Below are 23,866 nucleotides of genomic sequence, written 5' to 3'. Positions count from 1 at the left end.
TTACTTGGCCTCCGCTTCAAAGTTGATTTCCTGGCCGGGCTTCAGGCAGACATACGCCTTCTTCACGTCCTTGCGCTTGCCGTTGAAGCGGCCAAAGCGCTTGGCTTTGCCCTTCTGGACCAGCACGTTGACGGACTCGACTTCCACCTTGAACAGCAGCTCGACAGCAGCCTTCACTTCCTGCTTGTTCGCGTCCGGCGCGACTTCGAAGACGACTTGCTCGTTCTTCTCCGCAACCAGCGTCGCCTTTTCGGAGATCACCGGTGCGAGCAGGACCTGCATCAAACGATGATCGTTCTTGCGAATCTCGCTCATGACAGCAACTCCTCGATCTGGGCGACCGCTGCCTTCGTGATCAGGATCTTCTTGAAGTAGATCAGCGAGAGCGGGTCGGCAAAACGCGGCTCAACGACTGCCACGTGGGGCAGGTTGCGCGACGCGAGATACAGGTTCTCGTCGACCGTGTCGGTAATGACCAGCACGGATTCGAGACCCATGGCCTTGAACTTTTCGGCCAGCAGCTTCGTCTTGGGCGCTTCGAGCGAAAGCTCTTCCACGACCGAGATACGGCCTTCGCGGGCCAGCTGCGAGAAGATTGAGCAGAGGCCTGCGCGATGCATCTTCTTGTTGACCTTGTGCGAGAAGTTTTCTTCCGGCGAATTCGGGAAGATGCGACCACCGCCACGCCACAACGGGCTCGACGACATACCGGCACGAGCGCGGCCCGTACCCTTCTGACGCCACGGCTTCTTGGTGGTGTGCTTGACCTGTTCGCGGTCCTTCTGCGCGCGGTTACCGCTGCGCGCGTTCGCCTGGTAGGCGACAACGATCTGATGGATCAGCGCTTCGTTGTAGTCACGGCCGAACACGACGTCCGACGCGTTGACTGCTGCGCCTTCCTGACCATTAGCGTTCAGGAGCTTCAGTTCCATTATTGCGCTCCTTTCTTGGCGCGCGCCTTGACGGCGGGCGTCACGAAAACCTTGCCGCCCTTTGCACCGGGGACAGCACCCTTGACCAGCAGCAGCTTGCGCTCTGCGTCGATACGGGCGATTTCGAGGTTTTGCACCGTCACGGTTTCGTCACCCATGTGACCGGTCATGCGCTTACCCGGGAAAACACGACCCGGATCCTGCGCCATACCGATCGAGCCCGGCACATTGTGCGAGCGCGAGTTACCGTGCGAAGCACGACCCGAAGCGAAGTTGTAACGCTTGATGGTACCGGCGTAGCCCTTACCGATCGAGGTGCCTTGCACGTCGATCTTCTGGCCTTCTTCGAAGAGTTCCACACCGATCACAGCGCCAGCGGACAGTTCGGCGGCCTTAGCGGCGTCGATCTGGAATTCCTTGAGGATTTCACCGGCTTGAACGCCAGCTTTGGCGAGATGACCTGCGAGCGGCTTCGTCACGCGCGATGCGCGGCGAGTGCCGAAAGCAACCTGCACGGCCGTGTAGCCGTCGGTTTCAACAGTCTTGATCTGCGTCACGCGGTTGTCGGACACGTCCAGCACGGTCACGGGAATCGAATCCCCGTCAGCCGTGAAGATACGCGTCATGCCAACCTTGCGACCTACGAGTCCAAGGCTCATCGTTTTCTCCATTCCCGACTGCGATTGGTCGGGGCTAATTTACAAAGTACCGGCATGTTTTCGAGGTAAAGGCTCGAAAGGGACACACCGATTTTTTGCGCAAACGCGCGAAAAGACGTCAAGTATAACGTCCTCCCACGTTTTCCGCAAGCAATCAAAGACTTAGCGCCACCGGAAGATTCTGGCGGCGCTGGAGGCTCTTACTGCAGCTTGATTTCGACGTCCACGCCGGCCGGGAGGTCCAGCTTCATCAGCGCGTCGACGGTCTTGTCCGTCGGGTCGACGATGTCCATCAGGCGCAGATGGGTGCGGATTTCGAGCTGGTCGCGCGACGTCTTGTTGACGTGCGGCGAACGCAGGATGTCGAAACGCTGGATACGCGTCGGCAGCGGCACCGGACCGCGGACGATTGCGCCCGTGCGCTTCGCCGTATCGACGATTTCAGCAGCCGACTGGTCGATCAGGCGATAGTCGAACGCTTTCAGACGGATACGGATTTTCTGGTTCTGCATGACGATTCCTTGAAAAGAGCGAGGCGGACTTGCGCCGCCAGACGATATAAAGAGCGCAGGTCCGTCCCGCGACAAGGCGTCGCGGGACGGACCCAGGGTACATCAACTTCTAAAGCAAGCCGAGTATTGTACTCGAATTACTCGATGATCTTCGCGACCACGCCGGCGCCGACCGTACGGCCACCTTCGCGGATAGCGAAGCGCAGACCCTCTTCCATGGCGATCGGAGCGATCAGCTTCACCGTGATCGACACGTTGTCGCCCGGCATCACCATTTCCTTGTCCTTCGGCAGCTCGATCGAGCCCGTCACGTCCGTCGTACGGAAGTAGAACTGCGGACGGTAGTTGTTGAAGAACGGCGTGTGACGGCCGCCTTCATCCTTGCTCAGCACGTACACTTCAGCCGTGAAGTGCGTGTGCGGCGTGATCGAACCCGGCTTGGCCAGCACCTGGCCGCGCTCCACGTCTTCACGCTTCGTGCCGCGCAGCAGGATACCGACGTTGTCGCCTGCCTGACCCTGGTCGAGCAGCTTGCGGAACATTTCCACGCCCGTGCAGGTCGTCTTCACCGTCGGCTTGATACCGACGATCTCGATTTCCTCGCCGACCTTGACGATGCCGCGCTCCACGCGACCCGTCACCACCGTGCCGCGACCCGAGATCGAGAACACGTCTTCCACCGGCATCAGGAACGCGCCGTCAACGGCACGCTCGGGCGTCGGGATGTACGAATCCAGCGCATCGGCCAGGTTCATGATCGCCACTTCGCCCAGCTCGCCCTTGTCGCCTTCCAGCGCCAGCTTGGCCGAACCCTTGATGATCGGCGTGTCGTCGCCCGGGAAGTCGTACTTCGACAGGAGTTCGCGCACTTCCATTTCGACGAGTTCGAGCAGCTCGGCGTCGTCCACCATGTCGCACTTGTTCAGGAACACGATGATGTAAGGCACGCCAACCTGACGGGCCAGCAGGATGTGCTCACGCGTTTGCGGCATCGGGCCGTCAGCGGCCGAGCACACCAGGATCGCGCCGTCCATCTGCGCGGCGCCCGTGATCATGTTCTTCACATAGTCAGCGTGGCCCGGGCAGTCGACGTGTGCGTAGTGGCGGTTAGCCGTTTCGTACTCGACGTGCGCGGTGTTGATGGTAATACCACGTGCCTTTTCTTCCGGCGCTGCGTCGATCTGGTCGTACGCCTTCGCTTCGCCGCCGAACTTCGCGGTCAGAACCGTCGTGATCGCTGCCGTCAGCGTGGTCTTGCCGTGGTCAACGTGACCGATCGTGCCCACGTTCACGTGCGGCTTGGTCCGTTCGAATTTACCTTTTGCCATGTTTCTCTTCTTTCAAAAAAGTGGTGAATCGGTGACTGGGCGATGCGAACCAGGCGCATGCCCGGTTCGCCGCATGGTCAACTGAATGCCGATGCTTACTTCGCCTTCGCGCTGATGATCGCGTCGGCCACGTTACGCGGTGCTTCTGCGTAGTGCTTGAATTCCATCGTGTACGTTGCGCGGCCTTGCGACAGCGAGCGCAGCGACGTCGAATAGCCGAACATTTCCGACAGCGGCACTTCGGCGCGAACGATCTTGCCGCCGCCAACCATGTCTTCCATGCCCTGGACAATACCGCGACGGCTCGACAGGTCGCCCATCACGTTGCCCATGTAGTCTTCCGGCGTTTCGACTTCGACGGCCATCATCGGTTCGAGGATGACCGGCTGCGCCTTGCGCATGGCTTCCTTGAACGCCATCGAACCGGCCATGCGGAACGCATTTTCGTTCGAGTCGACGTCGTGGTACGAACCGAACGTCAGGTGAACCTTCACGTCGACGACCGGGAAGCCCGCCAGCACGCCAGCCTTCAGCGTTTCCTCGATACCCTTGTTCACCGCCGGGATGAATTCGCGCGGAATCACACCGCCCTTGATCTCGTCCAGGAACTCGTAGCCCTTGCCCTGCTCGTTCGGCTCAAGCGTGATGACAGCGTGACCGAACTGGCCGCGACCGCCCGACTGCTTGACGAACTTGCCTTCAACGTCCTTCGCCGTGGCGCGGATCGTTTCGCGGTACGCAACCTGCGGCTTGCCGACGGTCGCTTCCACGTTGAATTCGCGCTTCATGCGGTCGACCAGAATTTCGAGGTGCAGCTCGCCCATACCCGAAATGATGGTCTGGCCCGATTCCTCGTCCGTCTGGACGCGGAACGACGGGTCTTCCTGCGCCAGGCGGTTCAGGGCGAGGCCCATCTTTTCCTGGTCAGCCTTGGTCTTCGGCTCGACGGCCTGCGAGATCACCGGCTCCGGGAAAATCATGCGTTCCAGGATGATCGGGTTCGCCGGGTCGCACAGCGTGTCGCCCGTGGTTGCTTCCTTCAGGCCAACGGCTGCGGCGATGTCGCCTGCACGAACTTCCTTGATTTCTTCGCGGTTGTTCGCGTGCATCTGCAGAATACGGCCGAGGCGTTCCTTCTTGCCCTTGGTCGAGTTCAGCACCGTGTCGCCCGAGTTGACGATGCCCGAGTACGCGCGGAAGAAGATCAGCTGGCCGACGAACGGGTCGGTCATGATCTTGAACGCGAGTGCCGAGAACTTCTCGTCGTCGGATGCGCGGCGCTCTGCCTTCTCGCCGTTTTCCAGTTCGCCCGTGACCGGGGGGATGTCCACCGGCGACGGCAGGAAGTCGATCACGGCGTCGAGCATACGCTGCACGCCCTTGTTCTTGAACGCGGTGCCGCACAGCATCGGCTGGATTTCGCAAGCGATGGTACGGTCGCGGATCGCCTTGACGATTTCCGCTTCGGACAGCTCTTCGCCGCCGAGGTACTTTTCCATCAGCTCTTCACTGGCTTCGGCAGCCGACTCGATCATCTTTTCGCGCCACTCGTTGCACGTGTCAACGAGTTCAGCCGGGATGTCGACGTAGTCGAACTTCGTGCCTTGCGAGGCCTCGTCCCAAATGATCGCCTTCATCTTCAGGAGGTCGACGACGCCCTTGAAGTTTTCTTCGGCGCCGATAGGCACCACGACCGGAACCGGGTTTGCCTTCAGGCGGTTCTTCAACTGGTCGTAGACCTTGAAGAAGTTCGCGCCGGTACGGTCCATCTTGTTGACGAACGCGAGACGGGGAACCTTGTACTTGTTCGCCTGACGCCACACCGTTTCCGACTGCGGCTGCACGCCGCCCACGGCGCAGTAGACCATGCACGCGCCGTCGAGCACGCGCATCGAGCGCTCGACTTCAATCGTGAAGTCGACGTGGCCCGGGGTGTCGATGATGTTGATGCGGTGCTCGGGGTAGTTGCCGCCCATGCCCTTCCAGAACGCGGTCGTAGCAGCGGACGTGATCGTGATGCCACGCTCCTGTTCCTGCTCCATCCAGTCCATGGTCGCGGCGCCGTCGTGAACTTCACCAATCTTGTGGTTCACGCCGGTGTAAAACAGAATGCGCTCGGTCGTCGTCGTCTTGCCGGCGTCGATGTGAGCGCTAATACCGATGTTGCGGTAGCGCTCGATAGGAGTCTTGCGTGCCACTTTGATCCTCTATCGGGAGGTGCGCGCCGGATCGACCCCGACCGGGTTGACCCAACGCGCCTGAACACAAACGGGCGAGGCGCTCGATAAGCGCACCCGCCCGGAAATTTTTCCGTTTTTTGAGCGAACCCCGGTAGGGGTTTTCTCTTAGAAGCGGAAGTGCGAGAACGCCTTGTTCGCTTCTGCCATGCGGTGAACTTCGTCGCGCTTCTTCATCGCGCCGCCACGGCCTTCGGCCGCTTCGGAGAGTTCACCTGCCAGACGCAGAGCCATCGACTTCTCGCTGCGCTTCTTCGCGGCTTCACGCAGCCAACGCATCGCCAATGCCATACGACGCGAGGGGCGCACTTCGACCGGAACCTGATAGTTCGCACCACCAACGCGGCGGCTCTTCACTTCCACCACCGGCTTCACGTTGTTGAGCGCGACAGTGAACACTTCCAGCGGGTCCTTGCCACCCTTGGTCTGGATCTGTTCGAAAGCGCCGTACACGATACGCTCGGCAACAGACTTCTTCCCGGAGAGCATCAGCACGTTCATGAACTTGGCTACATCAACGTTGCCGAACTTCGGATCCGGCAACACTTCCCGCTTGGGGACTTCGCGACGACGCGGCATGTTTCTTCCTTTAACTTTTTCAGTTGAAGCGTGGATTGGACATCACGCTCCGCGGCCACCAACTAACCCGATTCATCTCACGACTTACCAGCCTGGTCGGGTGACCACTTACTCGACAGCACCGGCCAATCCGGCACCTGTCGCTTTTATCGCCGGCGCTCAAGAGCGCAGACGACGCCTGGCACTTACTTCGCAGCCTTGGCGCGCTTGGCACCGTACTTCGAACGAGCCTGCTTACGATCCTTGACGCCCTGGGTATCCAGCGAGCCGCGAACCATGTGGTAACGCACACCCGGCAAGTCCTTCACACGGCCGCCGCGAATCAGCACGACCGAGTGTTCCTGCAGGTTGTGGCCTTCACCACCGATGTACGAAATGACTTCGAAGCCGTTCGTCAGGCGCACCTTGGCGACCTTACGGAGTGCCGAGTTCGGCTTCTTCGGCGTCGTCGTGTACACACGCGTGCACACGCCGCGACGCTGCGGGCAGTCCTGCAGGGCCGGCGACTTGCTCTTCGTAGCTTCCGAAGTGCGGCCTTTGCGAACCAGTTGATTGATGGTTGGCATTGTTTATTCCTGAAATTGAACAAAATCGACGCATTTATTTCCGGGCAAAGCGGAAATGCATACGTATCGAACCCCGGAACGGGCTATTTGACGTTAGTTTTCGTCAAACCAATTGACGAGCGCGCACATCCCACGAACCGGAACCCAGCATGATATTCCGAAAATACCAAGCAAGTCAATGGCTTGCGACATTTCGGACGACAAAGGAAGTGACAGCGCCGTGACAACCGGGCCCGCCGGAAACACCCGGCGGGAAGCGCCGCCCATTATTCGTCGCCGACAACCTCGACAAGCTCTTCGCCGAAACGCTCGAGCTTGCGCGCGCCAATGCCCGGAATATCGCGCAACTCGTCCACCGACTCGGGACCGTTGCGCGCGATTTCCGCCAGCGTGGCGTCATGGAAAATGACATAGGCCGGCACGCCCTCGCTCTTCGCGGTTTCGGTGCGCCACAGGCGCAGGCGCTCCCAGCGCGAGCGCTGACGCGGACTCATGCCAAGGGTCGGGTCGGCGCGCTCGCTCGTACGGCTGGACGACGTGCGCGTACGCGTGGGCTTCACGTAGCGGCGCATCGTGACATGCTGCTCGCCCTTGAGGACAGGCTTGCTCGCCTCGGTGAGCACGAGCGAACCGTAACCGTCGTGGTCGACGGTGAGATAACCGAACGCCACGAGTTGCCGGAAGATTGCGCGCCATTCCGGTTCCGAAAGCGCGGATCCGATGCCGAAGGTGGAGATTTTCTCGTGCCCGCGCTGCAGGATCTTATCGTTGCGGTTGCCGCGCAGGATATCGATCAGGTGGCCGGCGCCGAAATTGAAGCCGCTCGCACGCTGCGCGCGGAACACGCACGAGAGCGCCATTTGCGCCTCGCGCGTCGCGTCCCACGTGGCGGGCGGCTCGAGGCACGTATCGCAGTTGCCGCACGGCTTGCTTTCTTCGCCGAAGTACGCGAGCAGACGCACGCGCCGGCACGTGGCCGCTTCGCACAGGCCGAGCAGCGCGTCGAGCTTGCCCGTCTGCACACGCTTGTGCTGGTCATCGGCTTCGGACTCGTCGATCATCTTGCGCTGCTGCACCACGTCGCCGAGACCGTAGGCCATCCACGCATTGGCCGCCAGCCCGTCGCGCCCCGCGCGGCCGGTTTCCTGGTAGTACCCTTCCACGCTCTTGGGCAAGTCCAGATGCGCGACGAAACGCACATCCGGCTTGTCGATGCCCATGCCGAATGCGATGGTGGCGCACATCACCACGCCCTCCTCGCGCTGGAACTGCTCCTGGTGCTTCTGGCGCACCTCGAATTCCATGCCGGCGTGATACGGCAACGCATGCAGCCCCTGCCCTTTGAGCCACTCCGCGGTTTCCTCGACCTTGCGGCGCGAGAGGCAGTACACGACGCCGGCATCCGTCGTGCCGTCGGTACGCGTGTGCTCCGCACGAATGAAGTCGAGCAGTTGCGAGCGCGCGTTGTCCTTCTCGACGATGCGGTAGCGTATGTTCGGCCGGTCGAAGCTTGAGACGAACACGCGTGCGTCGTCGAGCGCCAGCCGGTGCGCAATTTCGTCGCGCGTGATGGCGTCGGCCGTCGCCGTGAGCGCGATGCGCGGCACGTTCGGAAAGCGCTCGTGCAGCACCGAGAGCTGAATGTATTCCGGCCGGAAGTCGTGGCCCCATTGCGAGACGCAATGTGCTTCGTCGATCGCAAAGAGGCCGATGCGCGTGCGCTCGAGCAGATCGAGAAAGCGCGGCGTCATCAGGCGTTCAGGCGCGACGTAAAGCAGATCGAGATTGCCCTCGCGCAGCGCCCGCTCGGTCGCCGCCGCTTCGGCGCCGCTCAACGTCGAATTGAGATAAGCGGCGCGCACGCCCACTTCGGTCAGCGCGGCCACCTGGTCCTGCATGAGCGCGATGAGCGGCGACACGACGATGCCGGCGCCTAGCCCGGCTTCGTGCCGCACCAGCGCGGGAATCTGGTAGCAAAGCGATTTGCCGCCGCCGGTGGGCATGAGCACCAGCGAATCGCCGCCCGCCGCGACGTGCTCGACGATTTCGGCTTGCTGCCCTCGAAATGCGGGATAGCCGAAGACTTCGTTGAGGATTTCGAGGGAGCGGGACATGAAGACGGTGTGCGTGCGGAGCAAAGGCGGTGGGCAGGATTTTACCAACCCAGGCGAGCCTCGACCGCCGCAACCGTGAAGATTGGCCGTTCGGCCAGGGGAAAACGGGAAAGCGGGTTCAGCGGCTTCGTCAGACAACCGCGCGCCGGCGCGCGATGCGAACCGCACCGACGATCGTCACCACGGCCACAACGGCGGCTGCGATCGTGAATACGCTGGCCCCGAAGAGCACGACGTTGGCGCCGGCGAACATCAGCGAGCCGAGCGTCAGCAGCGCGGCGCCGCCCTTGAGCCGCCCCGCCAGCAGCATGATGAAACCGATGATCAGGAACGCCCACATCACGAGGAAGGTCGCGAAGAAGTTCGCCGCGGACTGATTGCTGACGTGATGCAGTAGCTGAGAAAAACTGGCGACGCACGCCACCAGGTTCAGGATGAGACCGACCCCGACCACCCACATGATTACCGCCTCCAGATTCAGATAAATGCCGCCAGTGGCGTACGAAAAGACCCACACCGGGGGGCTTGGCGCGCTACGTTAGCACGCCTCATCGATGTGCGCAGCGAGCGGGCCGGCACTGCGGCACGAGGCCGCAGGCACGAGCGAAAAGCGCCAGCACAAATAAAAAAGCCGCCTGGTCGAAACCAGGCGGCTTTTGCGAGAGCGAGAGCATAAGGCGGCTTGCGCCGCCCCACGCTTATTCGTCCGTCGTATGCGGCTGTTGCGGCTGCTCGACGGCCGGAGTTTCCGGCGTACCGAACTCGAACGCTTCTTCCGCTGCGATCTGGTCGAAACGCTCGCGATCCGACGATTCCTTCGCACGGCGCGCCTTGTGGAAGGCGAGACCCGTACCAGCCGGAATCAGACGGCCGACGATGACGTTTTCCTTCAGGCCACGCAGATCGTCGCGCTTGCCCATGATCGCCGCTTCGGTCAGCACGCGCGTCGTTTCCTGGAACGATGCCGCCGAGATGAACGAATCGGTCGAGAGCGATGCCTTCGTGATACCGAGCAGCACGTTCTCGTACGTTGCCGGGCGCTTGTCCTCGGCGTTCATCTTGTCGTTCTCGTCCAGCATGTCCGAACGCTCGACCTGCTCGCCCGGAATGAAGCGCGTATCGCCGTTGTCGGTGATCTGCACACGACGCAGCATCTGACGCACGATCACTTCGATGTGCTTGTCGTTGATCTTCACGCCCTGCAGACGGTACACGTCCTGCACTTCGTCGACGATGTAGCGCGACAGCGCTTCGATACCCTGCAGACGCAGGATGTCGTGCGGATCGGCCGGGCCGTCCACGATCATTTCGCCCTTGTTGACGACCTGACCGTCGTGGACCAGCACCTGCTTTTCCTTCGCGATCAGGAACTCGTGCTGATTGCCTTCGAGGTCCGTGATAACGAGACGCTGCTTGCCCTTCGTGTCCTTACCGAACGACGTCGTACCCGTGACTTCCGCCAGGATACCTGCATCCTTCGGCGAACGCGCTTCGAACAGTTCCGCCACACGCGGCAGACCACCGGTAATGTCACGCGTCTTCTGCGCTTCGGTCGGGATACGTGCGAGCACTTCACCCACCTGCACTTGCTGACCGTCCTTCACGGTGATCAGTGCGCCGACCTGGAAGCCGATCTGCACCGAGTGCTCCGTGCCCGGGATCTTCACTTCGTCGCCGTTCGCGTCGAGCAGCTTGACCTGCGGACGCACGCTCTTCGCAGCCTGCGAACCGCGGCGCTTCACGTCGATCACGACGAGGGTCGACAGACCCGTGACGTCGTCGATCTGCTTGGCCACGGTCACGCCTTCCTCGACGTTCTCGAACTTCACCGTACCGCCGTACTCGGTGATGATCGGGCGCGTGAGCGGATCCCACGTTGCGAGCTGCGTGCCGGCCTTGATCGCTGCGCCGTCGAGCTGCAGCAGCGTCGCGCCGTAGGGCACCTTGTGACGCTCGCGCTCGCGGCCGTGATCGTCGGCAATGATGGCTTCGCCCGATCGCGAGATGACGACCTGCTCGCCCTTCGCGTTCGTGACGTAACGCATCGTCGCCGTGAAGCGGACCGTACCGTTCGACTTGGCTTCCACCGACGAGGCCACTGCCGCACGCGATGCCGCACCACCGATGTGGAACGTACGCATCGTGAGCTGCGTGCCCGGTTCGCCGATCGACTGTGCCGCGATCACGCCGACCGCTTCGCCGACGTTCACGCGCGAGCCACGACCCAGGTCGCGGCCGTAGCACGAGGCGCACAGGCCGTAACGCGTTTCGCAGGTGAGCGGCGTGCGCACGCGCACTTCGTCGATGCCGAGGCTTTCGATCGTTTCGACCGCGTCTTCGTCGAGCAGGTCGCCCGAAGCGTAGATCGTTTCCTGCGTTTCCGGATTGACGACGTCCGCCACCGCAACGCGGCCGAGAATACGGTCGCGCAGTGCTTCGACGACTTCACCGCCTTCCACGAGGGCCTTCATCGCCACGCCGTTCGACGTGCCGCAATCGTCCTCGACGACCACGAGATCCTGCGTGACGTCGACGAGACGACGCGTCAGGTAACCCGAGTTCGCGGTCTTCAGTGCCGTATCAGCCAGACCCTTACGTGCACCGTGGGTCGAGATGAAGTACTGCAACACGTTCAGACCTTCGCGGAAGTTCGCGGTAATCGGCGTTTCGATAATCGAGCCGTCCGGCTTCGCCATCAGGCCGCGCATACCCGCCAACTGACGGATCTGGACCGCGGAACCCCGCGCGCCCGAGTCGGCCATCATGTAGATCGAGTTGAACGATTCCTGACGCGTTTCCTTGCCGTCGCGGTCGACGACCGGTTCCGTCGCGAGCTGCTCCATCATCGCCTTGCCGACCGCTTCCGACGTTGCCGACCAGATGTCGACCACGTTGTTGTAGCGCTCTTGCGCGGTGACGAGACCCGACATGTACTGACGGTCGTACTCCTTCACCTTCTTCGCGGCGTCGCCGACGATGGTTTCCTTCTGCGGCGGCACGAGCATGTCGTCCACGCAGATCGAAATACCGGCGCGCGTGGCGAGGCGGAAGCCCGACTGCATCAACTGGTCGGCGAAGATCACCGTTTCGCGCAGACCGCACTTGCGGAACGCGGTGTTGATCAGACGCGAGATTTCCTTCTTCTTCAGCGGCTTGTTCAGCACCGAGAACGGCAGACCCGGCGGCAGAATTTCCGACAGGATCGCGCGGCCGACCGTGGTCGCGTACAGCGAGACCTTCGGCACGAATGCCGGTGCGCCTTCCGACTGGTCCTCGTTATGGACCATTTCGGTAATACGCACATTGACACGCGAGGCCAGCTCGACTTCCTTGTTCTCGTACGCGCGGATCGCTTCCGACACGCCCGTGAACGTCATGCCTTCGCCCTTGCCGTTGATCGCTTCACGCGTGGCGTAGTACAGGCCCAGCACGATATCCTGCGACGGCACGATCGACGGATCGCCGTTGGCCGGGAACAGGACGTTGTTCGACGCGAGCATGAGCGTGCGCGCTTCCATCTGCGCTTCGAGCGACAGCGGAACGTGAACGGCCATCTGGTCGCCGTCGAAGTCGGCGTTGAACGCCGCGCAAACGAGCGGGTGCAACTGGATCGCCTTACCTTCGATCAGCACCGGCTCGAAAGCCTGAATGCCGAGGCGGTGAAGAGTAGGCGCGCGGTTCAGCATGACCGGATGTTCGCGAATGACTTCTTCGAGAATGTCCCACACCACCGGCGTCTGGTTCTCGACTTCCTTCTTCGCGGCCTTGATGGTCGTGGCAACGCCCATCGTTTCCAGCTTGTTGAAGATGAACGGCTTGAAGAGTTCGAGCGCCATCAGCTTCGGCAGACCGCACTGGTGCAGCTTGAGCGTCGGACCCACCACGATGACCGAACGGCCCGAGTAGTCCACGCGCTTGCCCAGCAGGTTCTGACGGAAGCGGCCGCCCTTACCCTTGATCATGTCGGCGAGCGACTTCAGCGGACGCTTGTTCGCGCCCGTCATCGCCTTGCCGCGACGGCCGTTGTCGAGCAGCGAGTCAACCGCTTCCTGGAGCATCCGCTTTTCGTTGCGGACGATGATCTCCGGCGCCTTCAGCTCGAGCAGTCGCTTCAGACGGTTGTTACGGTTGATGACGCGGCGATACAGGTCGTTCAGGTCCGAAGTCGCGAAACGGCCGCCGTCCAGCGGCACGAGCGGACGCAGTTCCGGCGGCAGCACCGGCAGCACTTCGAGCACCATCCATTCGGGCTTGATGCCCGAACGCTGGAAGGCCTCGAGCACCTTCAGGCGCTTCGCGTACTTCTTGATCTTCGCTTCCGAGCCCGTGTTCTTGAGTTCGGTGCGCAGCGTTTCGACCTGTTCGTCGATGTTGATCGCACGCAGCAACTCGCGCACGCCTTCCGCGCCCATCTCGGCGCGGAATTCGTCACCGTACTCTTCGACCTTGTTGTAGTAATCCTCTTCGGTCATGATCTGCCGCGCCTTCAGCGGCGTCATGCCCGGTTCGATCACCACGTACGCTTCGAAGTACAGCACGCGCTCGATGTCGCGCAGCGTCATGTCGAGCACCATGCCCAGACGCGACGGCAGCGACTTCAGGAACCAGATGTGCGCGACCGGCGAGGCCAGCTCGATGTGGCCCATGCGTTCGCGACGCACCTTGGCGAGCGTGACTTCCACGCCGCACTTCTCGCAGATCACGCCACGGTGCTTCAGGCGCTTGTACTTGCCGCAAAGGCATTCGTAGTCCTTGATCGGACCAAAAATCTTCGCGCAGAACAGACCATCCCGCTCCGGCTTGAACGTGCGGTAGTTGATGGTCTCCGGCTTCTTCACTTCGCCGAACGACCACGAACGGATCTTGTCCGGCGAGGCCAGACCGATCTTGATCGCGTCGAAAACTTCTTCTTGTTGGACTTGCTTGAATAGATCGAGCAGAGCTTTCATTGCCTTCTCTCCGTAGTCCGATTAGTTGCGGTCGAGGTCGATGTCGATGCCGAGCGAGCGGATTTCCTTCACCAGCACATTGAAGGATTCCGGCATGCCCGCGTCGATCACGTGGTCGCCCTTGACGAGGTTCTCGTACACCTTCGTCCGGCCCGTCACGTCATCGGACTTCACCGTCAACATTTCCTGCAGCACATACGAAGCGCCATACGCTTCGAGCGCCCACACTTCCATTTCACCGAAGCGCTGACCACCGAATTGCGCCTTACCACCCAGCGGCTGCTGCGTGACGAGCGAGTACGGACCCGTCGAACGCGCGTGCATCTTGTCGTCGACAAGGTGGTGCAGCTTCAGGTAGTGCATGTAGCCCACGGTGACCGTACGCTCGAACATCTCGCCCGTGCGGCCGTCGTACAGACGCACCTGGTTCTTCGACGGCGTCATGCCGAGGTTCGTCGCGATCTCGTCCGGGAACGCCAGGTCGAGCATCTTCGACATTTCCTCTTCGGTCGCACCGTCGAACACCGGCGTTGCGAACGGCACGCCTTCGCGCAGGTTCTTCGCCAGTTCGAGGATCTCGTCATCGCTGAAGCTGTCGAGGTCTTCCTTGTGGCCCGATTCGTTGTAGATCTTCGTGAGGAACTCACGCATCTCCGCAACCTTCGTCTGACGCTGCAGCATTTCGCCGATGCGCCAGCCCAGACCCTTCGCGGCCCAGCCGAGGTGCACTTCGAGAACCTGACCCACGTTCATCCGTGACGGCACGCCGAGCGGGTTCAGCACGACGTCTGCCGGACGGCCGTCGGCCATGTACGGCATGTCTTCGATCGGAACGATCTTCGACACCACACCCTTGTTACCGTGACGGCCTGCCATCTTGTCGCCAGGCTGCAGACGGCGCTTCACCGCGAGGTACACCTTGACCATCTTCAGGACGCCCGGCGGCAGTTCGTCGCCTTGCGTGAGCTTCTTGCGCTTTTCTTCGAAGGCCAGATCGAACTGGTGACGCTTCTCTTCGATCGAGTTCTTGATCGCTTCGAGCTGCGCCGCTGCTTCCTCGTCCGCGAGGCGGATGTCGAACCAGTGGTAGTGATCCAGATCTTCGAGGTACGCGCGCTCGATCTTCGTGCCCTTCGCGAGCTTCTTCGGACCGCCGTTCGCGACCTTGCCTTCGAGCATGCGTGCGAGACGCTGGAACGCGTCGCCTTCCACGATACGAAGCTGGTCGTTCAGGTCGAGGCGATAGCGCTTCAGTTCATCGTCGATGATCTGTTGTGCGCGCTTGTCGCGCTGGATGCCTTCGCGCGTGAACACCTGCACGTCGATGACCGTGCCGCTCATGCCCGAGGGCACGCGCAGCGACGTGTCCTTCACGTCCGAAGCCTTCTCGCCGAAGATCGCGCGCAGCAGCTTTTCTTCCGGCGTGAGCTGGGTTTCGCCCTTCGGCGTGACCTTGCCCACGAGCACGTCGCCCGCTTCGACTTCCGCGCCGATGTACACGATGCCCGACTCGTCGAGACGGCCAAGCTGCACTTCCGCGAGGTTCGAAATGTCGCGCGTGATTTCTTCCGGTCCGAGCTTCGTGTCGCGTGCAACGACATTCAGTTCTTCGATGTGGATCGACGTGTAACGGTCGTCGGCAACCACCTTCTCCGAGATCAGGATCGAGTCTTCGAAGTTGTAGCCGTTCCACGGCATGAACGCGATCAGCATGTTCTGGCCGAGCGCGAGCTCGCCCAGATCGGTCGATGCGCCGTCAGCCAGCACGTCGCCGCGCGCAACCTTGTCGCCCATCTTCACGATCGGACGCTGGTTGATGTTCGTGTTCTGGTTCGAACGCGTGTACTTGATGAGGTTGTAGATGTCCACGCCGACTTCACCGGCGACAGCTTCATCGTCGTTCACGCGAATCACGATACGGCCCGCGTCGACATAGTCGACCACGCCGCCGCGCAGCGCCTGAACCGTCGTACCCGAGTCGACCGCAACCGTGCGCTCGATACCCGTACCGACGACCGGCTTTTCCGGACGCAGGCAAGGCACGGCCTGACGCTGCATGTTCGAACCCATCAACGCGCGGTTCGCGTCGTCGTGCTCGAGGAACGGAATCAGCGAGGCTGCAACCGAGACGATCTGCGACGGCGCCACGTCCATGTACTGGATGCGGTCCGGCGTGACCATCAGCGTTTCGCCCGCTTCACGCGACGACACGAGTTCGTCGGTCAGCGTGCCGTCTTCGGCCACGGCCGCGTTCGCCTGAGCGATCACGTAACGGCCTTCTTCGATCGCCGAGAGGTAATCGATCTGATCGGTCACCTTGCTGTCCACGACCTTGCGATACGGCGTTTCGAGGAAGCCGTATTCGTTCAGGTGCGCGTACAGCGCGAGCGAGTTGATCAGGCCGATGTTCGGACCTTCCGGCGTTTCGATCGGGCACACGCGGCCATAGTGCGTCGGGTGCACGTCGCGAACTTCAAAGCCAGCGCGCTCGCGCGTCAGACCGCCCGGGCCAAGTGCCGACACGCGGCGCTTGTGGGTGATTTCCGACAGCGGGTTGGTCTGGTCCATGAACTGCGACAACTGCGACGAACCGAAGAACTCGCGAATCGCCGACGAAATCGGCTTCGAGTTGATCAGGTCGTGCGGCATCAGGTTTTCGCTTTCGGCCTGGCCGAGGCGTTCCTTCACGGCACGTTCGACGCGAACGAGACCGGCGCGGAATTGATTTTCCGCGAGTTCGCCCACGCAGCGCACGCGACGATTGCCCAAGTGGTCGATGTCGTCCACTTCGCCCTTGCCGTTGCGCAGCTCGACCAGGATCTTGATGGTCGCGAGGATGTCGTCGTCCTGCAGCGTCATCGGGCCGACGATTTCGTCACGGCCCACGCGGCGGTTGAACTTCATACGACCCACCTTCGAGAGGTCGTACGCTTCTTCGCTGTAGAACAGGCGATTGAACAGCGCCTCGACCGCTTCTTCGGTCGGCGGCTCGCCCGGACGCATCATGCGGTAGATCGCGATGCGCGCGGCCATCTTGTCGGCGGTCTCGTCGATACGCAGCGTCGACGAGATGTACGGACCCTGGTCCAGATCGTTCGTGTAGAGCGTCTGGATGTCCTTGATCTTCGCTTCGCGCAGCTTCTCGAGCACGGTTTCCGTGATCTCGTCGTTCGCGTTCGCGATCACTTCGCCCGTGTCGCCGTCGACGACGTTCTTCGCGAGAACGCGGCCGAGCAGATAATCTTCGGGGACGGAAATGTACGTCGTCTTCGCGGTTTCGAGGTCGCGAATGTGCTTCGCGTTGATCCGCTTGTCCTTCTGGACGATGACCTTGCCTTCGCGATCGCTGATGTCGAAGCGCGCGACTTCACCACGCAGACGCTCCGGCACGAACTCCATCTGCGCGCCTTCCGGCATCAGCGTGAAGTTGTCGAACACGAAGAAGTTCGCGAGGATCTGTTCCGGCGTGAGGCCGATGGCCTTCAGCAGGATCGTGACCGGCATCTTGCGGCGACGGTCCACACGGAAGTACAGCACGTCCTTCGGGTCGAACTCGAAGTCGAGCCACGAACCGCGGTAAGGAATGATACGTGCCGAGAACAGCAGCTTGCCCGAGCTGTGCGTCTTGCCCTTGTCGTGTTCGAAGAACACGCCAGGCGAGCGATGCAGCTGCGAGACGATGACACGCTCGGTGCCGTTGATAACGAACGAACCGGTCGGCGTCATGAGCGGAATTTCGCCCATGTACACTTCCTGCTCTTTCACTTCCTTCACGACCGGCTTGCTCGGCGATTCCTTGTCGAGCAGGACGAGACGGACCTTGGCGCGCAGCGCCGAGCAGTACGTCAAACCGCGTTGCTGGCATTCCTTGATGTTGAATGCCGGCGACGACAGCATGTAGCTGACGAACTCTAGACGAGCAAAGCCGTTATGGGAAACAATAGGAAAAACAGACGAAAACGCTGCCTGCAAACCTTCCGGTTTGCGTTGTGCGGTCGCCGTTTCTGCTTGCAGGAAAGTGCTGAATGATTCAAGCTGGGTGGCCAGCAGGAAAGGAACCTGGTGAACGATGGGGCGTTTCGCGAAACTCTTGCGAATACGCTTCTTCTCGGTGAAGGAATAGTGCATACGATCTCCGAATCACGGCGGGTAGGACGACCCGAGTGTTCACCGACTGAGACCCGATGGCTTCGCGAGCCCTGGAAGCTTGGTGGTTGGCCTCTACCAACCGCTGGCTGACGGCAACGGATTTCGGCTTGTCATAACTTGCCCGCTGCCCGACCAAACTTGCCTTCTGCAGTCGCTTCAGAAGACAAAGAGAAACGCCGTCCACCACGGTGAGTTCACGCGGCAAAAGACGATTTTCTTTGGCATCTGGGTTCCACATCCCTGCTTCCGACTCCTGAAAATCGAGCACAAAAACGCAGAATCCACAAAGCACAAAAAGGCCGGCGGTGTAAAAACCGCCAGCCTTCGCACAGCGCGCTGAAACTTACTTGATTTCAGCCTTCGCGCCGGCTTCTTCCAGCTTCTTCTTCGCTTCTTCAGCAGCAGCCTTGGGCACCGCTTCCTTCACGGGCTTCGGTGCGCCGTCGACCAGGTCCTTCGCTTCCTTCAGGCCGAGACCCGTCAGTTCACGAACGGCCTTAATGACCGACACCTTGTTCGCGCCTGCTTCGAGCAGGTTGACCGTGAACTCGGTTTGCTCTTCAGCAGCAGCAGCAGCGCCGCCGCCTGCCGGGCCAGCGACTGCCACAGCAGCTGCCGACACGCCAAACTTCTCTTCGAATGCCTTGACCAGTTCGTTCAGTTCGAGAACCGACATCGAGCCAACGGCTTCGAGGATGTCTTCTTTTGCGATTGCCATTTGAAATTACTCCAGATTTGAATTCGGAAACAGCTAGCGATCTTTCTCGCTTGCCAGTCGTTATTACGCAGCTTCGGCTTGCTTCTTTTCCGCCAGCGCGGCCAGAGCGCGCGCCATACCGGAAACCGGAGCCTGCATAACGAACAGCAGCTTCGAGAGCAGTTCTTCGCGGCTCGGGATGCTGGCCAGCGCTTGCACGCCTGCCTTGTCCATCACCTTGCCTTCGTAGGAACCGGCCTTGATGACCAACTTGTCATTGCCCTTCGCGAAGTCATTGACGACCTTCGCGGCAGCAATTGCATCTTCCGAGATGCCGTAGATCAGGGGGCCAGTCATCTGCTCTGCCAGCGGAGCAAACGGGGTACCTTCGACGGCGCGACGCGCCAGCGTGTTCTTCAACACGCGGAGGTACACCTGCTGCTCACGCGCTTTCGCGCGCAGCTTGGTCAGATCGCCAACCGCGATTCCACGATACTCGGCCAACACGACGGTCTGAGCCTTCGCGACTTGCGCGGAGACTTCAGCCACGACGGCCTGCTTACCTTCTTTGTTCAGTGGCACGGTTAACCTCCAGATTCGACACACTTTGCTTTCGCTACATGTGCCGCGTTCAACAACGGCGACCGACCAGTCCGGAGTAAATCAGCTTGCATTGTCGGGCGTTACCGCCCGCATCCGCTCACATCAGCACTTCAAAACCTTTTCGGGTTCGCCATCTGCGTTGGCTTTGCATTAAGGAGGCGCCCAACTGCTGCACTTCCGCCAACGGTCTTTGACAACCGGTTGCACCGCGCTTGCTGCCGCTGCACAACCGCCCAAAGCCCTTTAAATTCGCGTTGCGATCCGGGCGAACTGCGCTTCGGACCTCAACGCGACAAAACTATTACGCTGCAAGCGACGACTGGTCGACGCGAACGCCAACGCCCATCGTGCTCGACACAGCGATCTTGCGCAGGTACACGCCCTTGCTCGTCGCCGGCTTGGCCTTGGTCAGCGCATCGAGAAGCGCGTCCAGGTTGCTGCGCAGCGCGGTCGGCTCGAACGATGCACGGCCGATGGTCGCGTGGATGATACCGGCCTTGTCGACACGGAATTGCACCTGACCAGCCTTCGCGTTCTTGACCGCAGTCGCCACGTCCGGCGTCACGGTGCCGACCTTCGGGTTCGGCATGAGGCCGCGCGGGCCGAGGATCTGACCGAGCGTACCGACAACGCGCATCGTGTCCGGCGAAGCGATCACGATGTCGAAGTTCAGGTTGCCGCCCTTGATCTGCTCGGCGAGGTCTTCCATACCGACGATCTCAGCGCCTGCTGCCTTGGCTTGTTCAGCCTTTTCACCTTGCGCGAACACTGCGACGCGAACCGACTTGCCGGTACCAGCGGGCAGAACGACCGAACCGCGAACGACCTGGTCCGACTTCTTCGCATCGATACCGAGCTGCACTGCAACGTCGACCGACTCGTCGAACTTTGCCGTGGCGCATTCCTTCACGAGCGACAGCGCGTCGCCGATCGGGTACTGCTTCTGGCGGTCGATCTTGGCAGCGAGTGCCTTTTGACGCTTCGAAACCTTAGCCATTTACACACCCTCCACGATGATGCCCATCGAGCGGGCGCTACCAGCGATCGTGCGGACCGCTGCGTCCATATCGGCTGCCGTGAGGTCCGGCATCTTGGTCTTGGCGATTTCCTCGGCTTGCGCGCGGGTGATCGTAGCGACCTTGTCGGTGTGCGGCTTGGCCGAACCCTTGTCGACCTTCGCTGCCTTCTTGATCAGAATCGTGGCCGGCGGCGTCTTCAGGATGAACGTGAAGCTCTTGTCCGCGAACGCCGTGATCACGACCGGCGTCGGCAGACCCGGTTCCATGCCTTGAGTCTGCGCGTTGAACGCCTTGCAGAACTCCATGATGTTCAGGCCGCGCTGGCCCAGTGCCGGACCGACCGGCGGCGACGGATTGGCTTTACCTGCAGGAATCTGCAGCTTGATAAAGCCGATGATTTTCTTTGCCATGTTGAAAACCTCTTTGGAACGCGTGAGCGTTCGGGTGAGTGGTAGCGCGCTTTCGCCTCAATCTTCGCTGTGCCAACCTTTTTGGTGGCACCGACAGCCGATCCAGTTACTTGCGCTCCTCTACGGCCATTACGCGGACCGTAAGCGCGGAAAAACGGACCGCACCAGAGGCACGATCCGTAGTATTCGATTTACAGCTTTTCGACCTGGCCAAATTCGAGTTCGACCGGTGTGGCGCGACCGAAAATGGTGACGGAGACCCGGACGCGCGACTTTTCGTAGTTGACTTCTTCGACGCTGCCGTTGAAGTCCGTGAACGGACCTTCCTTCACGCGGACCATCTCGCCGACTTCGAACAGGGTCTTGGGGCGCGGCTTCTCAACGCCCTCCTGCATCTGCGACATGATCTTTTCGACTTCGCGCGGCGAAATCGGGCTCGGGCGATTACGCGCCCCGCCGACGAAACCCGTCACCTTCGCCGTGTTCTTCACGAGGTGCCACGTTTCGTCCGTCATTTCCATTTCAACCAGGACGTAGCCCGGGAAGAAACGACGTTCGGTCACTGATTTATGACCGCCCTTAACCTCGACCACTTCTTCTGTCGGGACGAGGATCTGGCCAAATTTGTCCTGCATGCCAGCACGTTCGATGCGCTCCTGAAGCGCACGTTGCACGCTCTTCTCCATGCCGGAGTAGGCGTGCACCACATACCAACGTTTTCCGCTCGGGGATGCCGGTGTATCGCTCATATCATTTCCAACCCAGAATCGCCGAGAAAATCACCCACTCGATGGATTTGTCGCAAACCCACAGAATGATGGCCATTGCCAGCACAAAACCGAAGACCACCAGCGTCGTTTGCGTGGCCTCTTTACGAGTCGGCCAGACGACCTTGCGAACTTCCTTGTACGAGTCTTTGGCAAACGCGATGAAGCTCTTGCCGGGCGCCGAGAGAAGACCGACTACCACCCCCGCGATCACGCCCACTGCGAGCGCCGCACCGCGGACATACCACTCCTGGCTACCGAGCCAGTAGAACCCTACGAACCCGGCCACAACCAACAATACGCCCGCCGCAAGCATTAGCTTGTCACTGGAAGTATTAACAGTTTCGACGGAAGGATTCGCCATAACACCTTAAAGAACAACGCGCCTGAGCGCGAGAAGTTGGCAGGGGCAGAGGGAATCGAACCCCCAACCTTCGGTTTTGGAGACCGACGCTCTGCCAGTTGAGCTATACCCCTAAACCATTTTGGGGTTGGCGGCATCGCCAACCCCGAAACCACTTAGTCGATCAACGAGACTGGCAAAAACTTACTCGATGATCTTCGCAACGACGCCGGCGCCGACGGTACGGCCACCTTCGCGGATAGCGAAGCGCAGACCTTCTTCCATGGCGATCGGAGCGATCAGCTTCACCGTGATCGACACGTTGTCGCCCGGCATCACCATTTCCTTGTCCTTCGGCAGCTCGATCGAGCCCGTCACGTCCGTCGTACGGAAGTAGAACTGCGGACGGTAGTTGTTGAAGAACGGCGTGTGACGGCCGCCTTCATCCTTGCTCAGCACGTACACTTCAGCCGTGAAGTGCGTGTGCGGCGTGATCGAACCCGGCTTGGCCAGCACCTGGCCGCGCTCCACGTCTTCACGCTTCGTGCCGCGCAGCAGGATACCGACGTTGTCGCCTGCCTGACCCTGGTCGAGCAGCTTGCGGAACATTTCCACGCCCGTGCAGGTCGTCTTCACCGTCGGCTTGATACCGACGATCTCGATTTCCTCGCCGACCTTGACGATGCCGCGCTCCACGCGACCCGTCACCACCGTGCCGCGACCCGAGATCGAGAACACGTCTTCCACCGGCATCAGGAACGCGCCGTCAACGGCACGCTCGGGCGTCGGGATGTACGAATCCAGCGCATCGGCCAGGTTCATGATCGCCACTTCGCCCAGCTCGCCCTTGTCGCCTTCCAGCGCCAGCTTGGCCGAACCCTTGATGATCGGCGTGTCGTCGCCCGGGAAGTCGTACTTCGACAGGAGTTCGCGCACTTCCATTTCGACGAGTTCGAGCAGCTCGGCGTCGTCCACCATGTCGCACTTGTTCAGGAACACGATGATGTAAGGCACGCCAACCTGACGGGCCAGCAGGATGTGCTCACGCGTTTGCGGCATCGGGCCGTCAGCGGCCGAGCACACCAGGATCGCGCCGTCCATCTGCGCGGCGCCCGTGATCATGTTCTTCACATAGTCAGCGTGGCCCGGGCAGTCGACGTGTGCGTAGTGGCGGTTAGCCGTTTCGTACTCGACGTGCGCGGTGTTGATGGTAATACCACGTGCCTTTTCTTCCGGCGCTGCGTCGATCTGGTCGTACGCCTTCGCTTCGCCGCCGAACTTCGCGGTCAGAACCGTCGTGATCGCTGCCGTCAGCGTGGTCTTGCCGTGGTCAACGTGACCGATCGTGCCCACGTTCACGTGCGGCTTGGTCCGCTCAAACTTACCCTTGGCCATTTTCGACTCCTAAGAGGATTTTTCCGTACGTTGCGCGGGGCGCGCAAACAATCACTGGCTTGCTGCTGCCTGCTCGATGCGAGGCCTTCGAGGCCCGCTAGATACCGGCTGGTGCCCATGGGCAGGATCGAACTGCCGACCTCTCCCTTACCAAGGGAGTGCTCTACCACTGAGCCACATGGGCGAAAACTGCTCTGAACCGCGCTATCGCTTCGCTGGAGCGGGTGAAGGGAATCGAACCCTCGTCGTAAGCTTGGAAGGCTTCTGCTCTACCATTGAGCTACACCCGCGAGGTTCGCCGGCTATTGCTGCTGTTGCAACCGCTGCCGGCCCGACACTTACTACAGCTGAATTCTGGTGGAGGAGGTTGGATTCGAACCAACGTAGGCGTAAGCCAACAGATTTACAGTCTGCCCCCTTTAGCCACTCGGGCACCCCTCCGCAGAGAACTGATGATTATGGGGGAACATCCGAATCGTGTCAAGCACTTTGTTCGGAGCAGAACCCACAACGCTCTCACTTATAGGGAGAGCGGAAAAGCAAAAACCCCGGCTTTTTAGGGCCGGGGTCTCGCTTGTAGAGGAGCCTGACGATTACCTACTTTCAC

At 60.9% G+C, this 23,866-nt stretch carries 19 protein-coding genes and 4 tRNA genes; all 23 read right to left on the bottom strand.

Annotated elements, in window-relative coordinates; translation table 11 throughout:
* Positions 1–315: a 50S ribosomal protein L23 gene (rplW, locus tag U5768_RS27640; RefSeq protein WP_028206513.1), complete on the bottom strand. Its 315-nt coding sequence runs from the start codon at positions 313–315 to the stop codon at positions 1–3.
* Complete coding sequence (gene rplD / locus U5768_RS27635) at positions 312–932, bottom strand: 50S ribosomal protein L4 (protein WP_028213350.1); 621 nt, start codon at positions 930–932, stop codon at positions 312–314. Before rplD ends, rplW begins: the two co-directional genes overlap by 4 nt.
* Complete coding sequence (rplC, locus tag U5768_RS27630; protein WP_028222628.1) at positions 932–1,591, bottom strand: 50S ribosomal protein L3; 660 nt, start codon at positions 1,589–1,591, stop codon at positions 932–934. The genes rplD and rplC overlap by 1 nt, the downstream gene beginning before the upstream one ends.
* A 200-nt stretch (positions 1,592–1,791) precedes the next feature.
* Positions 1,792–2,103, bottom strand: coding sequence for a 30S ribosomal protein S10 (gene rpsJ / locus U5768_RS27625; RefSeq protein WP_017777154.1), 312 nt, complete (start codon positions 2,101–2,103; stop codon positions 1,792–1,794).
* A 137-nt stretch (positions 2,104–2,240) separates the two neighbouring features.
* A complete protein-coding gene (gene tuf / locus U5768_RS27620) occupies positions 2,241–3,431 on the bottom strand; it encodes an elongation factor Tu (protein WP_322033527.1) in 1,191 nt (396 codons plus the stop codon).
* A 95-nt stretch (positions 3,432–3,526) separates the two neighbouring features.
* Positions 3,527–5,629 carry an elongation factor G gene (fusA, locus tag U5768_RS27615; RefSeq protein WP_322033534.1) on the bottom strand — a complete coding sequence of 701 codons (2,103 nt, stop codon included), beginning with the start codon at positions 5,627–5,629 and terminating at the stop codon, positions 3,527–3,529.
* A gap of 147 nt (positions 5,630–5,776) precedes the next feature.
* A complete protein-coding gene (gene rpsG / locus U5768_RS27610) occupies positions 5,777–6,247 on the bottom strand; it encodes a 30S ribosomal protein S7 (protein WP_006053291.1) in 471 nt (156 codons plus the stop codon).
* A 185-nt stretch (positions 6,248–6,432) separates the two neighbouring features.
* On the bottom strand, positions 6,433–6,813 hold the full coding sequence (gene rpsL, locus U5768_RS27605; protein WP_322033533.1) for a 30S ribosomal protein S12: 381 nt from the start codon (positions 6,811–6,813) through the stop codon (positions 6,433–6,435).
* 266 nt (positions 6,814–7,079) lie between these two features.
* Positions 7,080–8,927, bottom strand: a complete 1,848-nt coding sequence (gene recQ, locus U5768_RS27600) for a DNA helicase RecQ (RefSeq protein WP_322033532.1) — start codon at positions 8,925–8,927, stop codon at positions 7,080–7,082.
* 130 nt (positions 8,928–9,057) lie between these two features.
* Positions 9,058–9,444: a hypothetical protein gene (locus U5768_RS27595; protein WP_322033531.1), complete on the bottom strand. Its 387-nt coding sequence runs from the start codon at positions 9,442–9,444 to the stop codon at positions 9,058–9,060.
* A 181-nt stretch (positions 9,445–9,625) separates the two neighbouring features.
* Positions 9,626–13,876 (bottom strand): DNA-directed RNA polymerase subunit beta', encoded by a 4,251-nt coding sequence (gene rpoC / locus U5768_RS27590; protein ID WP_322033530.1) that lies wholly within the window; start codon positions 13,874–13,876, stop codon positions 9,626–9,628.
* A gap of 21 nt (positions 13,877–13,897) precedes the next feature.
* Complete coding sequence (rpoB, locus tag U5768_RS27585; protein WP_322033529.1) at positions 13,898–18,004, bottom strand: DNA-directed RNA polymerase subunit beta; 4,107 nt, start codon at positions 18,002–18,004, stop codon at positions 13,898–13,900.
* A gap of 364 nt (positions 18,005–18,368) precedes the next feature.
* Entirely contained in the window at positions 18,369–18,743 is a 375-nt protein-coding gene (gene rplL, locus U5768_RS27580; RefSeq protein WP_027821097.1) for a 50S ribosomal protein L7/L12, read from the bottom strand.
* Positions 18,744–18,806: 63 nt separating this feature from the next.
* Positions 18,807–19,304: a 50S ribosomal protein L10 gene (gene rplJ, locus U5768_RS27575; RefSeq protein ID WP_028222172.1), complete on the bottom strand. Its 498-nt coding sequence runs from the start codon at positions 19,302–19,304 to the stop codon at positions 18,807–18,809.
* A 322-nt stretch (positions 19,305–19,626) separates the two neighbouring features.
* Positions 19,627–20,322, bottom strand: a complete 696-nt coding sequence (rplA, locus tag U5768_RS27570; RefSeq protein ID WP_322033528.1) for a 50S ribosomal protein L1 — start codon at positions 20,320–20,322, stop codon at positions 19,627–19,629.
* On the bottom strand, positions 20,323–20,754 hold the full coding sequence (rplK, locus tag U5768_RS27565) for a 50S ribosomal protein L11 (RefSeq protein ID WP_158951585.1): 432 nt from the start codon (positions 20,752–20,754) through the stop codon (positions 20,323–20,325).
* 191 nt (positions 20,755–20,945) lie between these two features.
* The gene (nusG, locus tag U5768_RS27560) at positions 20,946–21,503 is read right to left on the bottom strand and encodes a transcription termination/antitermination protein NusG (protein ID WP_028208939.1); all 558 of its coding nucleotides are present in this window, start codon (positions 21,501–21,503) and stop codon (positions 20,946–20,948) included.
* 1 nt (position 21,504) lies between these two features.
* The gene (gene secE, locus U5768_RS27555; protein WP_028208940.1) at positions 21,505–21,885 is read right to left on the bottom strand and encodes a preprotein translocase subunit SecE; all 381 of its coding nucleotides are present in this window, start codon (positions 21,883–21,885) and stop codon (positions 21,505–21,507) included.
* Positions 21,886–21,922: 37 nt separating this feature from the next.
* Positions 21,923–21,998: transfer RNA gene (locus U5768_RS27550), tRNA-Trp, on the bottom strand.
* Positions 21,999–22,068: 70 nt separating this feature from the next.
* Positions 22,069–23,259 (bottom strand): elongation factor Tu, encoded by a 1,191-nt coding sequence (gene tuf, locus U5768_RS27545; protein ID WP_322033527.1) that lies wholly within the window; start codon positions 23,257–23,259, stop codon positions 22,069–22,071.
* A gap of 109 nt (positions 23,260–23,368) precedes the next feature.
* Positions 23,369–23,443: transfer RNA gene (locus tag U5768_RS27540), tRNA-Thr, on the bottom strand.
* Between the two features lie 32 nt (positions 23,444–23,475).
* Positions 23,476–23,549, bottom strand: a tRNA-Gly gene (locus U5768_RS27535).
* Positions 23,550–23,614: 65 nt separating this feature from the next.
* Positions 23,615–23,700, bottom strand: a tRNA-Tyr gene (locus U5768_RS27530).
* Between the last annotated feature and the right edge of the window lie 166 nt (positions 23,701–23,866).

It is taken from the genome of Paraburkholderia sp. J76 (genome assembly GCF_905220295.1).
Classification (GTDB): domain Bacteria; phylum Pseudomonadota; class Gammaproteobacteria; order Burkholderiales; family Burkholderiaceae; genus Paraburkholderia.
This window is presented reverse-complemented; position numbering and strand designations above follow the sequence as displayed.